The organism is Labedella endophytica, assembly GCF_003990045.1.
Classification (GTDB): domain Bacteria; phylum Actinomycetota; class Actinomycetes; order Actinomycetales; family Microbacteriaceae; genus Labedella; species Labedella endophytica.
Genome location: NZ_RZGZ01000002.1, coordinates 1,206,228 through 1,220,293 on the forward strand (window position 1 = coordinate 1,206,228; position 14,066 = coordinate 1,220,293).

Here is a 14,066-nt window from a genome sequence, read left to right on the forward strand (position 1 = left end):
TCTTCACGTCGCTCCCTCCGCACACGCCGCCGTACCAGGGCGGCGGCTCACCGGTGGTATCCGGTGCTTGACTCTCGATTGTAGCCGCCGGGAGGCCCGTGACTCAGCGGGCGCGCGGGTGGGAGGCCGTGTAGACGTCGCGCAGGGAATCCGCGGTCACGAGCGTGTAGATCTGCGTCGTCGCGACCGAGGAGTGCCCGAGGAGCTCCTGCACCACGCGCACGTCGGCGCCGCCCTGGAGGAGGTGCGTCGCGAACGAGTGCCGGAGCGTGTGCGGGGATACCTCGGCGACGAGGCCGGCCCGCTCGGCGGCCGCACGGATGACGAGCCACGCGCTCTGACGCGACATCCGGGCGCCGCGCATCCCGAGGAAGAGGGCGGGTGTCGCCGGTCCGATGGGCGAGAGCGCCGGCCGACCGCGGACGAGGTAGGCGTCGATCGCCGCGCGGGCGTAACGGCCGAGCGGCACGATGCGCTGCTTGTTCCCCTTGCCGGTGAGCCGCACGATGTCGGGTTCGGTGACGTCGTCCACGTTGAGCCCGACGACCTCGGAGACGCGCGCGCCCGTCGCGTAGAGCAGCTCGAGCAGGGCGTGATCGCGGAGTGCGGCGATGTCCTCCCCCTCCGTCGCGGCGAGGAGCGACTCCACCTGCGCGATCGTCAGCGCCTTCGGCAGTCTCTTCCCGAGCTTCGGTGGCTTCACGTCCCGGGAGACGTCGCCGTCCACCTCGCGTTCTTCGAGGAGGAAGCGGTGGAAACCGCGCACCGACGACAGCACCCGGGCGAGCGAGGAGGGGCCGAGGGGCGCCTCCTGGCGCGTCGCGAGCGACCGGGAGAACCCGGTGACGTGGGACGGCGCGATCTCCCGCGGGGACTCGACGCCTTCGGACGCGAGCCACTCGATGTAGGCCGCGAGGTCGCGCCGGTAGGCGGAGACCGTGTTGACGGAGAGTCCGCGCTCGATCTGCACGTGCCGCACGTACTCGTCGACGGCCCGCGCGAGCGTCACGGCGTCTGGCGGAGTTTCGGGTGCCGGTCCCACGGGCTGTCGGCCGGCGACAACGTCGACCAGTCGCGTGCACGGGACGCGTGGGCGGCGAGGACGCCGATGACGAGGGACGGGTTCTGGACGCGCCGCGCCAGGACCGCGTCGAGCGCGTCGTCGAGGGGCACCCACGCCACCTCGATGTCGGCCTCCTCCTCGGTGCGTTCGAACGCCTGCTCCGTGGCCGAGAGGCCGCGAGCGAGGTAGACGCGGATGACCTCGTTGTTGCCGCCGGGGCTCGTCGCGAACTCGGCGAGCACGTCCCACTCGGTGGCGCGGAGGTCGGCCTCCTCCTCGAGCTCGCGCTGCACGGCCACGAGGGGGTCCTCCCCCTCGACGTCGAGAAGTCCGGCCGGCAGCTCCCATTCCCGGAGCCCCACGGGGTGACGGTACTGGCGGATGAGCAGGACGCGGTCCTCGTCGTCGAGCGCGAGCACCGCGACCGCACCGGTGTGGTCCGTGTACTCGCGCACGATGGACGACCCGTTGTAGTCGAACGTGTCGCGACGGATGTCCCACACGCGCCCCTCGAAGACCCGCTCGGTCTCGGTGACCTCGACGGCGAAGGGCACGTCCTCCAGGGGTGACGACGTCATGGCGTTCCTCTCAGTGGCCCGAAGGCCGTCGACGGGCGGCGGGGACGACGCGGCTCAGGCCTCGACGTCCTCGTCGAACAGCTGGCTGGCCTGGTGCCGCTCGAGAGCGGCGGCCACGAGTCCGGCGAACAGCGGGTGCGCGTGGTTCGGGCGCGACCGCAGCTCGGGGTGGGCCTGCGTGCCCACGTAGAACGGGTGCACCGAGCGGTCGAGCTCCACGTACTCCACGAGGCGGCCGTCCGGCGAGGTGCCGGAGAAGCGCAGACCCGCGTCAGCGATGCGGTCGCGGTACTCGTTGTTGACCTCGTAGCGGTGACGGTGGCGCTCCGAGATCTCGTTCGAGCCGTACAGGTCGGCGACGACGGACCCCTCAGCGAGCGCCGCCGGGTAGAGGCCGAGGCGCATGGTGCCGCCGAGGTCGCCTCCCGCGATGATCTCGACCTGCTCGGCCATCGTCGCGATCACGGGGAAGGTCGTGTCGGGGTCGAACTCGGTCGAGCTCGCGCCCTCGAGGCCCGCCTCGGTGCGCGCGTACTCGATCACCATGCACTGCAGGCCGAGGCACAGCCCGAGAGCGGGGATCCCGTTCTTCCGCGCGAACGTGAGCGCGCCGAGCTTGCCCTCGATGCCGCGGATGCCGAAACCGCCGGGCACGCAGATGCCGTCGACCTGGCTGAGCACGCGCGCGGCGCCCTCGGGGGTCTCGCACTCGTCGGACGGCACCCACACGACCTTGACCTTGGTGTCGTGGGCGAAGCCGCCGGCCTTGAGGGCCTCGGTGACGGAGAGGTACGCGTCGGGCAGGTCGATGTACTTGCCGACGAGGCCGATCGTGACCTCGTGCTTCGGTTCGTGGACGGCGCGGAGCAGGGGCTCCCACCCGGACCAGTCGACGTCGGAGGTGTTCAGCCCGAGGGCGTCGATGATGTAGGCGTCGAGGCCCTGGTCGTGCAGCATCGTGGGGATGTCGTAGATCGACGGCACGTCGACGGCGTTGACGACCGCGTCCTCGTCCACGTCGCACATGAGCGCGATCTTGCGCTTGTTCGACTCGGTGACCGGGCGATCGCTGCGGAGCACGAGCGCGTCGGGCTGGATGCCGATCGAGCGGAGGGTGGCCACCGAGTGCTGCGTCGGCTTGGTCTTCTGCTCGCCTGACGCACCCATGAACGGCACGAGCGAGACGTGCACGAAGAAGACGTTCTTGCGGCCGAGTTCGTGACGCACCTGACGGGCCGACTCGATGAACGGCTGCGACTCGATGTCGCCGACGGTGCCGCCGATCTCGGTGATGATCACGTCGGGCTGCGGGTCCTCGGACGCCTGCAGGCGCATGCGCCGCTTGATCTCGTCGGTGATGTGCGGGATGACCTGGACGGTATCGCCGAGGTACTCGCCGCGGCGCTCCTTCGCGATGACGGTCGAGTAGATCTGACCCGTCGTGACGTTCGCCGCCTGGCTGAGGTCGATGTCGAGGAAGCGCTCGTAGTGGCCGATGTCGAGGTCGGTCTCGGCACCGTCGTCGGTCACGAAGACCTCGCCGTGCTGGAACGGGTTCATCGTGCCCGGGTCCACGTTCAGGTACGGATCGAGCTTCTGCATCACCACGTGCAGACCGCGCGCGGTGAGGAGATTGCCGAGGCTCGCGGCGGTGAGTCCCTTGCCGAGCGAGGAGACCACACCACCCGTGACGAAGATGTGCTTCGTCGTTCCACCCGGATTACGTTCCGCTCGCGAGAGCGATCCAGCGAGGGAGATCGGGCCGGACGCGCTCTCGGAAGAGAGGGTCTCGGAAGAGGGAAGGGGGTCCGTGCTGTAAATGTCCGCCACGGGCTTCTATCCTAACAGTCGAGAATCGTCGGCGGACAGCGCGAGGAGCTCCTCCGCGTGGGCCAGGCCGGACTCGGAGTCGGGCAGGCCCGACAGAAGACGCGCCATCTCGGAGACGCGTTCGTCGCCCTCGAGCCGCACGACGCTCGACGAGGTCACCGATCCGTCGCTCTGCTTGCGCACGCTCAAGTGGTTCGACGCGAAGGCGGCGACCTGGGCCAGGTGGGTGACCGCGATCACCTGCGCCGTCTCGGCGAGCCGGGCGAGTCGCCGCCCGATCTCGATCGCCGCCGCTCCGCCCACTCCCGAGTCGACCTCGTCGAACACGAACGTGGGCACGGGATCGGTCCCGGCGATGACGACCTCGATCGCGAGCATGACCCGCGAGAGCTCACCCCCGGAGGCACCCTTCGCGAGCGATCGCGGTTCCGCCCCGCTGTGGGGCTGCAGGAGGAAGCGCACGTCGTCCCGCCCGCTCGCCGTGAGGTCGCCGGCCGAGTCGACGACGATCGTCAACTGCGCATCGGGCATCGCGAGCGCCGTGAGTTCCGCACTCACCCGCTCTCCGAGCTGCGCGGCGGCGGCGCTCCGCAGCGCGCTGACCTCGTCGGCGAGCCGGAGCACGAGCGCCTCGTCGTCCGCGACCTGGCGGCCGAGCTCCTCGATCCGTTCGTCGTCCGAGTCGAGCTCGAGCAGTCGGGCGCTGCCGGTGTCGAGCACGGCGATGACGTCGTCGAGCGTCGGGCCGTACGCCCGCATGAGGGCGGTGAGGGTTGCCCGTCGTTCGTTGACGATCTCGAGTTCACGGGCGCCGTCGGCGTCGACCTCCGCGAGGTAGGTGGAGAGATCGGCGGCGACATCCGCCGCGAGGTAGCCGATGTTCGCGAGCTGTTCGCCGATCGCCGCGAGGGTGGGGTCGGCGTCGCTCGCGTCGTCGACGAGTCGACGTGCCGTACCGATGAGCCCGACGACGTCGACGCCGTCCGGCTCCTCCGCCGAGAGCGCCTCGCGCGCGCCGGCCGCGGCGAGGCGCAGGGCCTCGAGGTTGCCGAGACGGACCGCGCGGGTCGCGAGGTCGTCGTCCTCCCCCGGTTGCGGTGCGGCGACCTCGATCTCCGCGATCGTCTCGCGCAGCGTGGCGGCCTCGCTCGCGCGTGCGTCGCGCTCGTCGCGGATCGTGTCGAGCTCGCTCGCGTTCGCCCGCCACCGCGAGAACGCGTGGGCGTAGTCCGCGAGGACCCCCGCGAGCGCGGCACCGGCGAACCGATCGAGAGCGTCGCGCTGGGCCGTCGCGGACTTCAGCCGGAGCTGCTCGGACTGCCCGTGGACCACGACGAGTCGCTCGCCCAGCTCGGAGAGGATGCCGATGGGAGCCGCGCGTCCTCCCACGGACGCGCGACTGCGACCCTCGGCGGAGACGCTCCGCCCGAGGGTCAGCTCCGCGCGCCCCTCGCCGAACGGGTCGACGTCTCCCCCGGCCTCGCGCACCCGGTTGGTGACGGGCCCGTCCTCGGGCACCACCCAGCGGCCGTCGACGCTCGCGCGTTCCTGGCCGGAACGCACGGTGCCGCTGTCGGCTCGACCGCCGAGCAGCAGCCCGAGGGCCGTGACGACCATCGTCTTACCGGCGCCCGTCTCACCCGTGATGGCGGTGAAGCCGGCGCCGAGCGGCAGGGTGGCCTCGGCGATGACACCGAGATCGCGGATCTCGATCTCCTCAATCACGACCGCTCGGCCCCCTCCAGCCGTCGACCGGCAGGTGGAACTTGTGCACGAGGCGATCGGTGAACGGCCCCTGGTGGAGTCGCGCGAGGCGCACGGGCACGGTCGATCGGCGCACGACCACGCGCGCGCCGGGGGCGAGCTCGTGCGCACGCCGGCCGTCCGCCCAGAGCACGCCGGATCCCTGGTTGCGGGCGATGACCTCGATCGCGAGCGAGGACTCCGGTCCGACGACGAGCGGGCGGGCGAAGAGCGCATGCGCGCTGAGCGGCACGAGGGTGATCGCTTCGACGGTGGGCCACACGATGGGGCCGCCGGCCGAGAAGTTGTACGCGGTGGAACCGGTGGGTGTGGAGACGACGACGCCGTCGCAGCCGAACGCCGACAGGGGGCGTCCGTCCACCTCGATGACGACCTCGAGCATGCGCTCGCGGCTCGCCTTCTCGACCGTGGCCTCGTTGAGGGCCCACGTCTCGTAGACGACCTCGTTGTCGAGCTTGACCCGCACGGCGAGCGTCATGCGCTCTTCGACCAGGTAGTCGCCGTCGATCGCGCGACGCACGGCCTCGGCCAGGTCGTCGCGCTCGCTCTCGGCGAGGAAGCCGACGTGCCCGAGGTTCACTCCGAGCAGGGGCGCCGTGCACCCGCGCACCAGCTCGGCTGCGCGCAGGATGGTGCCGTCGCCGCCGAGGACGATGACGAGTTCGAGGTCCGCCGCGTCCACGTCCTCGCCCAGGATGAGCGTGTTCTGCGGGAGGACGCACGCGGCGGCGATGTCGTCCCATTCGTCGCGACGCAGGACAGGGGTCGCCCCTCCGGCCGAGAGCTCCTCGATGACCGACACCGCGGCGTCGATCGAATCCCTGCGGCCTGTGTGCGACACCACGAGGATGGCGCGTTCTGCCCCGGTCATGCCCCTCCCGCTCCCGCGATCCGTCGGATCTCGTCCATCCATTCTGACGGATCGCGACCCGTGCGCGGGCTGAGATGCACGAGGTACTCGTGATTTCCGTGGAGACCGGTGATGGGGGACGACAGGACGCCGACCGTCCGCAATCCGGACTCCACGGCGACCGCGAGTACGCGGGCGATGCTGTCGACCCGCGCCTCGGGATCCACGACGATCCCCTGCTTCACGAGAGTGCGCCCCACCTCGAACTGCGGCTTCACCAGCAGCACGAAGTCGGCGTCCGGCGAGACGGACGAGCGCACCGGCGGGATGATGTGGGTGAGGGAGATGAAGGAGAGGTCGCCGACGACGAGCTCCGGCGCCCAGTCGACGCCGCTCGTGGTGGCGAGCAGCTCGCTCGTGAGCTCCCGGGCGTTGACCCCCTCGACCACGGCGACGCGCTCGTCCGAGCGCACCGGGTCGACCAGCTGGCCGTGGCCGACGTCGAGGGCGATCACGCCACGGGCGCCGCGACGGAGGAGCACCTCCGAGAATCCGCCGGTCGACGCCCCCACGTCGAGCGCGCGCATCCCGCGGGGGTCGATGCCGAACGTGTCGAGGGCGTGGATGAGCTTCGCAGCCGCGCGGCTGACGTAGTCGTCTGTCTGCTGGACCACGATGTCCGCGGCGTCGTCCACCGCGAGGGAGAGCTTGGTGGCGATCGCGCCGTCTACCATGACGAGTCCGTCGGCGATGAGGCGGGCCGCGTGGCTCCGCGATCGTGCGAGTCCGCGCGCCGCGAGGGCGGCGTCGAGCCGTGAGGCCGTCATCCGGTGGCGCGATCGGCGCCGGTTCGGTCGGCGCCGACTCTGTCCGCGCTGTCCAGGACGGCCTTCAGCTCGGCGTGCAGAGCGGTGTACGCGTCGGCCCGCGATTCGAGCGGCTGGTCCTCGATGACACGGAGGCGCGACACGAGACCGTCACCGTCGGCGACGTTGTCGGACTCCGGGGCGGAGGGTCGTGCGGCGCTCGGGTCGATGGACACGTTCCCCAGGGTACCGGTACAGGTGCTCGAACAGGCGCACAGGAAGCCCGGTACCGAGTGAAACCTGAACGACGCCGGCAGGCTAGCGGTCCAGGTCCTCGTACAAGCGCGGGGGAACCGAGAAACCGAAGATCGCCCGGCCGCTCGCCCAGATGACGGCGGACGCGGCGCGGAGCCGATCGATCGCAGAATCGCCCTCGCGAGCGACGACGACCTTCGTCCCGTCGATGCGGACCACGGAGCGGCCGACGGTCGCCGAGGCACCGTCGGAGCTCATGGTCGTGGCGGGGTAGGGCTCGTGCAGTCCGCGGAGGTCTTCGAGGATGAACGTCGGACGGGATCCCGGGTCGGCCGCGAGAACGTGCTTCGCCCGATCGATGCCGGTCAGCACGAGCACGGAGGCCATCCCAGCGGAGACGGCACCCTTGATGTCGGTGTCGAGCCGATCGCCGATGAAGAGCGGGGTCGTCGCCCCGAAGCGAGCGGTCGCCTCCTCGAATATCGGCACCTCGGGCTTGCCCGCCACGATGGGCAGACGTCCCACTGCGGTATGCACGGCCGAGACGAGCGTGCCGTTTCCCGGAGCGATCCCCCGGGCCTGCGGGATCGTCCAGTCGGTATTCGTGGCGATCCACGGGAGATCGTTGGGTTCGCGATCCGTCTGGAGCGCGAACGCCGCCTCCGCGAGCTGCGACCAGCCGACGTCGGGAGCGAAGCCCTGCACCACGGCGGCGGGTGCGTCGTCGGCGCTGCGCGTCACGACGTAACCGGCCTTCTCGAGCTCCGACACGAGACCGTCTCCGCCGACGACGAGCACCGTCGAACCGGCGGGAGCGTGATCGCGCAGGAGGCGCATCGCCGCTTGCGGGCTCGTGACGATGTCCCCCGCCGTCGGGTGCAGGCCGAGGTCCCGCAAATGCGCGGCGACCGTCTCATCCGTTCGGGAGGCGTTGTTCGTGATGAACCCGAGCCGACGCGACTCCGCCGCCCGGTTCAGGCTCTCGACGGCGTGCGGGATCGCGTTGGCGCCGGCGTAGACGACCCCGTCGAGGTCGGCCAGGACGGTGTCGATCCCGTCGAGCGGCGTCGTGTCAGTCTTCGTGCGGCCGAACAACGCCATCGGCGTCCTCCTCGGTGTCCGTGGGATTCTCCTCGTCGCCGTCGACCGCGGGCTCGTCGTCCGAATCGAGTGCCACGCCCTCGGAGTCCGCGTGGTCGGGATCGTCGTCGTCGGTTACCGGTTCGAGTTCGGGCGCGTCGAGAGCAGCGTCGTCCTCGAGAGCAGCGTCGTCGAGTTCAGACTCATCGAGATCGGCCTCGTCGAGATCGGCCTCGTCGACGTCGCTTCCCTCCGGCGCGTCTCCGCCTTCCTCGATGATGACGATCGTCTCGTCCTCATCGGGGCCGTCGCCGAACAGTTCGCCGGCGACGGTCGCGCGGCGACGCCACACGGCGGCCTCGTCGTCGCGGCCGAGCTCGCTCAAGACTTCGGCGTACGCATCGTAGAGCGCTGCGCTGTAGCTGAAGGCGCGGTCGGGGTCGAGTTGGGGGATCTCGAGCTCACCGAGCGCGAGCTCGGCGGAACCCAGATCGAGCCGGGCACCGGACATCGCGATCGCGAGCGACACCTGGCTGGCGGGAGTCAACGTCGACCGGTCGACGGAACGGCCGAGCTCGAGCGCCTTCTCCGGTCGGCCGACCCCGCGCTCGCTGTCGACCATGAGAGGAAGCTGCTCATCGGATCCACTGATACGGCGGAAGGTGCGCAGCTCGCGCAGGGCGAGGGCGTAGTCTCCGGTCTCGTACGCGGTGATCGCGAGCGACTCCCGCACGACCGCGATCCGGCCGGCGCGACGCGCGGCGCTCATCGCGTGACGGTGAGCCAGCTCCGGGTCATCCTCGATGAGGCGCGACGCCATCACGAGGTGCTTCGCGACCCAGTCGGCGTTCTCTTTCGACAGCGTCTTGAGTTCGTTGCGCGCGACCTTGTCCAGGTCGCGCGGCTCGACGTCATCGGGCATGTCGGGATCGTCGTGACGCGGACGCACCGAACGAAGCTCCCGCTGGAGCAGCTCGTCCTCGGTCAGCTCCCGCTCGAAGCGGTCGTCGCGCCCGCCCGGGCGTCCGCCCCGATCGGACGAACCCCGATCGGGGCGCCCGCCACGGTCGGGGAAGGATCGGCCACCGCGATCGCCGGAGGTCCCACGGTCGGGACGTCCACCGCGATCGGGATAGCTGCCCCGTCCGGCCGACGCTCCGCGGCTCGGTCGGTCACTCGAGCCGCGATCCGGACGATCGGACCGCTCGAAGGAACGTCGCTCGGAAGAGCCTCCACGGTCCGGACGGGTTCCACGATCGCTCGAGCCGCCACGGTCGGGCCGGTCACCGCTCGGACGGTCCCGGTACGGACGCTCGCCGCTCGGACGGTCGGTATTGGGACGATCCCGGTACGGACGGTCACCGCTCGGACGGTCACGGTGGGGACGATCACCACTCGGACGATCGCTGGAGGGACGACCACCCCGAGACGGGGCGCCATCGCGCGGGGGGCGGGGTGACCATTCGCGCGCCGGGCGATCAGGACGGTCGCCTCGCCCGGGACGATCGGACCCGTAGGAGCGCCCGGCACCCGAGGAACGATCGGAGTTCGGTGAACGATCGGAATTCGACGGCCGTCCGTCACGGGACGAAGCTCCTCGGTAACCACCGGTGCTGCGATCACCGCGGTCGCGATCGGATCGATCGTCGGGCCGCCGGTCGCGCTGTCCGCCACCCGTCGATGGGCGGCGGTCGTTCGTCGCCGGCCGACCGTCGTCGCGTGGACCGCGACGATCGTCCGATCCCTGGGGGCGGCGGTCGTCCGAACGAGGCGGACGCCGGTCTCCGGTATACGGCGGTCGGGCGTCGCCGGATCGGGGCGGTCGGCGGTCGTCGCCACGATCGGGACGACGGTCTCCTGCTGCCGATCCGCGGCGGTCGTCGTGACCGCCCTGGCGGGCACGACGATCGTCGCCCGCTCGAGAGCCGGAGCCTCGAGACTCGTCACGCCGAGCGCTGTCGCCTCGGGAACCATCGCCTCGGTCGGTGTCGCGTCGTGCATCGTCGCGTCCGGTTCTGTCGCGTCCGGCATCGTTGCCGCGCACATCCCCGGAGCGGCTGTTCCGCTCGTCGTCGGTCTGGCTCATGACTGTCTCCAGGGTCTTCTCGTCGAACGAGGTCGGAGCCTCGCAGTTTCGGCCCGTTAACGCAAAATGGCCACCCAGCAATGGGTGGCCATTTCAACGAAGAAGTCCGGCGGTGTCCTACTCTCCCACAGGGTCCCCCCTGCAGTACCATCGGCGCAAAGAGTCTTAGCTTCCGGGTTCGGAATGTAACCGGGCGTTTCCCTCTCGCTATGGCCGCCGAAACACTATTGATGTATCAAAGTGAACGTACTAGCTATTAGCTAGATCAGTTCTCGACCGTACATCGAGAACCACTCAGTGGACGCGGGCATCAGGCCACTCATACCAGCCTTACAACAGTATGAGTGTAGTGATTATCAAATCATCGGCTTATTAGTACCGGTCAGCTCCGAGAGTCGTTAGTCCTCTCTTCCACATCCGGCCTATCAACCCAGTAGTCTGGCTGGGAGCCTCTCGCCCGAAGGCATGGAAATCTCATCTTAAGGCCGGCTTCCCGCTTAGATGCTTTCAGCGGTTATCCATCCCGAACGTAGCTAATCAGCGGTGCTCTTGGCAGAACAACTGACACACCAGAGGTTCGTCCAACCCGGTCCTCTCGTACTAGGGTCAGATCCTTTCAAATTTCCAACGCGCGCAGCGGATAGGGACCGAACTGTCTCACGACGTTCTAAACCCAGCTCGCGTACCGCTTTAATGGGCGAACAGCCCAACCCTTGGGACCTACTCCAGCCCCAGGATGCGACGAGCCGACATCGAGGTGCCAAACCATGCCGTCGATATGGACTCTTGGGCAAGATCAGCCTGTTATCCCCGAGGTACCTTTTATCCGTTGAGCGACAGCGCTTCCACAAGCCACTGCCGGATCACTAGTCCCGACTTTCGTCCCTGCTCGACTTGTCAGTCTCACAGTCAAGCTCCCTTGTGCACTTACACTCGACACCTGATTGCCAACCAGGTTGAGGGAACCTTTGGGCGCCTCCGTTACTTTTTGGGAGGCAACCGCCCCAGTTAAACTACCCATCAGGCACTGTCCCTGAACCGGATTACGGTTCTAAGTTAGACATCCAGAGTGACCAGAGTGGTATTTCAACAACGACTCCACCGACACTAGCGTGCCAGCTTCAAAGTCTCCCACCTATCCTACACAAGCCACACCGAACACCAATACCAAACTGTAGTAAAGGTCACGGGGTCTTTCCGTCCTGCTGCGCGTAACGAGCATCTTTACTCGTAGTGCAATTTCGCCGAGTTCACGGTTGAGACAGCTGGGAAGTCGTTACGCCATTCGTGCAGGTCGGAACTTACCCGACAAGGAATTTCGCTACCTTAGGATGGTTATAGTTACCACCGCCGTTTACTGGGGCTTAAATTCTGAGCTTCGCCGAAGCTAACCCTTCCTCTTAACCTTCCAGCACCGGGCAGGCGTCAGTCCGTATACATCGTCTTGCGACTTGGCACGGACCTGTGTTTTTAGTAAACAGTCGCTTCCCACTGGTCTCTGCGGCCCTGCAGCGCTTCCGGGAGTAAATCCCTTGACGCCTTAGGCCCCCCTTCTCCCGAAGTTACGGGGGCATTTTGCCGAGTTCCTTAACCATGATTCTCTCGATCTCCTTGGTATTCTCTACCTGACCACCTGTGTCGGTTTGGGGTACGGGCAGCTAGAACCTCGCGTCGATGCTTTTCTTGGCAGCATAGGATCATCAGATCTTGCACTTGCGTGCTCCCCTTAAGTTCTCAGCCTTATATGAGAGACGGATTTGCCTATCTCTCGGCCTACAACCTTGGCCTGGGACAACCATCGCCCAGGACTGACTACCTTCCTGCGTCACACCTGTTAATACGCTAACCGCACCAGACGGGTTCGAGCGTTAGACCGGAAGCGTCATCCCCGAAGGGAATCAGTCGTCCGGGTTAGGACTCTTAGCACTACTGGATTAGCTTGGGCGGTTCTTCGCCGGTACGGGAATATCAACCCGTTGTCCATCGACTACGCCTGTCGGCCTCGCCTTAGGTCCCGACTTACCCAGGGCGGATTAGCCTGGCCCTGGAACCCTTGGTCTTTCGGAGGACGGGTTTCTCACCCGTCTTTCGCTACTCATGCCTGCATTCTCACTCGTGTGGCGTCCACGGCTGGTTCACACCGCCGCTTCACTCGCCACACGACGCTCTCCTACCCATCAACACGGCTGGACCACGAAGGCCTACCAATAATGTCAATGCCACAACTTCGGTGGCGTGCTTGAGCCCCGTTACATTGTCGGCGCGGAATCACTTGACCAGTGAGCTATTACGCACTCTTTCAAGGGTGGCTGCTTCTAAGCCAACCTCCTGGTTGTCTGTGCAACTCCACATCCTTTCCCACTTAGCACGCGCTTTGGGACCTTAGTTGGTGGTCTGGGTTGTTTCCCTCTCGACAATGAAGCTTATCCCCCACTGTCTCACTGCTGCGCTCTCACTTACCGGCATTCGGAGTTTGGCTGACGTCAGTAAGCTTTTGGGCCCCATCGGCCATCCAGTAGCTCTACCTCCGGCAAGAAACACGCAACGCTGCACCTAAATGCATTTCGGAGAGAACCAGCTATCACGAAGTTTGATTGGCCTTTCACCCCTATCCACAGCTCATCCCCTCAGTTTTCAACCTAAGTGGGTTCGGTCCTCCACGACGTCTTACCGTCGCTTCAACCTGGCCATGGATAGATCACTTCGCTTCGGGTCTAGGACATGCGACTGAATAGCCCTATTCAGACTCGCTTTCGCTACGGCTTCCCCTCACGGGTTAACCTCGCCACATATCGCTAACTCGCAGGCTCATTCTTCAAAAGGCACGCTGTCACCCCTACAAGGAGGCTCCAACGGTTTGTAAGCAAACGGTTTCAGGTACTATTTCACTCCCCTCCCGGGGTACTTTTCACCTTTCCCTCACGGTACTTGTCCGCTATCGGTCATCTGGGAGTATTTAGGCTTATCAGGTGGTCCTGACGGATTCACACGGGATTTCTCGGGCCCCGTGATACTTGGGATACTCTCCGCACGATTGCCGCATTTCGACTACGGGGTTTGCACCCTCTATGACTGGCCTTTCAATGCCATTCGTCTATACGACGTTCTAATGCCGACCGCTTATCAGCGCGGTCTGGAAAGTCCCACAACCCCGAACGTGCAACGCCTGATAGCTATCACACACGCTCGGTTTAGCCTGTTCCGATTTCGCTCGCCACTACTCTCGGAATCACTTTTGTTTTCTCTTCCTGTGGGTACTGAGATGTTTCACTTCCCCACGTTCCCTCTACCCGCCCTATATATTCAGGCGGGAGTCACCGGGTCACCTTGCGGGCCCAGCGGGGTTTCCCCATTCGGAAATCCTCGGATCAAAGCTTGTTTATCAGCTACCCGAGGCTTATCGCAGATTACTACGTCCTTCTTCGGCTCCAGATGCCAAGGCATCCACCGTTTGCTCTTAAAGATTTGAAATCACATGAGTTTGAATCGATTTCTCTAAAGAAATTGACCAATGATCTACGACCCTCCGAAGAGGGTCTTTGATCTTTGTGACTCAGACTCGAAAGTCTGAATCTAAGATGCTCGCGTCCACTGTGTAGTTCTCAAAGTACGGGCGGTGCCCTTCATGCCGGCAAGTGATGCCAACACAAAAGGCCCAGAGGTTCGTTCAGGATCTGACGATCCGTCCCGGTCCCTCAGGACCCAACAGCGTGCATATGAAGCCGTTCCGAAGTCGATCGTTTCCAACCGGCAA

Annotated in this window: 10 protein-coding genes and 2 rRNA genes; all 12 read right to left on the reverse strand. The window is 66.3% G+C overall.

Annotation, left to right across the window (positions count from 1 at the left end):
- Nucleotides 1-103: 103 nt before the first annotated feature.
- On the reverse strand, nt 104-1,009 hold the full coding sequence (gene xerD / locus ELQ94_RS09160) for a site-specific tyrosine recombinase XerD (RefSeq protein ID WP_127049367.1): 906 nt from the start codon (nt 1,007-1,009) through the stop codon (nt 104-106).
- Nucleotides 1,006-1,641: an NUDIX domain-containing protein gene (locus tag ELQ94_RS17440; RefSeq protein WP_127049369.1), complete on the reverse strand. Its 636-nt coding sequence runs from the start codon at nt 1,639-1,641 to the stop codon at nt 1,006-1,008. Before ELQ94_RS17440 ends, xerD begins: the two co-directional genes overlap by 4 nt.
- A gap of 54 nt (nt 1,642-1,695) precedes the next feature.
- Nucleotides 1,696-3,471 (reverse strand): CTP synthase, encoded by a 1,776-nt coding sequence (locus tag ELQ94_RS09170; RefSeq protein WP_424977065.1) that lies wholly within the window; start codon nt 3,469-3,471, stop codon nt 1,696-1,698.
- 6 nt (nt 3,472-3,477) lie between these two features.
- A complete protein-coding gene (gene recN, locus ELQ94_RS09175) occupies nt 3,478-5,196 on the reverse strand; it encodes a DNA repair protein RecN (RefSeq protein WP_127049371.1) in 1,719 nt (572 codons plus the stop codon).
- On the reverse strand, nt 5,189-6,106 hold the full coding sequence (locus tag ELQ94_RS09180) for an NAD kinase (RefSeq protein ID WP_127049373.1): 918 nt from the start codon (nt 6,104-6,106) through the stop codon (nt 5,189-5,191). The genes recN and ELQ94_RS09180 overlap by 8 nt, the downstream gene beginning before the upstream one ends.
- Nucleotides 6,103-6,912 (reverse strand): TlyA family RNA methyltransferase, encoded by an 810-nt coding sequence (locus ELQ94_RS09185; RefSeq protein ID WP_127049375.1) that lies wholly within the window; start codon nt 6,910-6,912, stop codon nt 6,103-6,105. The genes ELQ94_RS09180 and ELQ94_RS09185 overlap by 4 nt, the downstream gene beginning before the upstream one ends.
- The gene (locus tag ELQ94_RS09190; protein ID WP_208007659.1) at nt 6,909-7,127 is read right to left on the reverse strand and encodes a hypothetical protein; all 219 of its coding nucleotides are present in this window, start codon (nt 7,125-7,127) and stop codon (nt 6,909-6,911) included. Before ELQ94_RS09190 ends, ELQ94_RS09185 begins: the two co-directional genes overlap by 4 nt.
- Nucleotides 7,128-7,209: 82 nt before the next feature.
- Nucleotides 7,210-8,247 carry an HAD-IIA family hydrolase gene (locus ELQ94_RS09195; protein ID WP_127049377.1) on the reverse strand — a complete coding sequence of 346 codons (1,038 nt, stop codon included), beginning with the start codon at nt 8,245-8,247 and terminating at the stop codon, nt 7,210-7,212.
- Complete coding sequence (locus ELQ94_RS09200) at nt 8,219-9,148, reverse strand: hypothetical protein (RefSeq protein WP_127049379.1); 930 nt, start codon at nt 9,146-9,148, stop codon at nt 8,219-8,221. Before ELQ94_RS09200 ends, ELQ94_RS09195 begins: the two co-directional genes overlap by 29 nt.
- Nucleotides 9,149-9,210: 62 nt before the next feature.
- Nucleotides 9,211-10,257, reverse strand: coding sequence for a hypothetical protein (locus ELQ94_RS09205; protein ID WP_127049381.1), 1,047 nt, complete (start codon nt 10,255-10,257; stop codon nt 9,211-9,213).
- A gap of 159 nt (nt 10,258-10,416) precedes the next feature.
- Nucleotides 10,417-10,533: ribosomal RNA gene (gene rrf / locus ELQ94_RS09210) — 5S ribosomal RNA — on the reverse strand.
- 131 nt (nt 10,534-10,664) lie between these two features.
- A 23S ribosomal RNA gene (locus ELQ94_RS09215) occupies nt 10,665-13,783 on the reverse strand.
- Nucleotides 13,784-14,066: the final 283 nt, after the last annotated feature.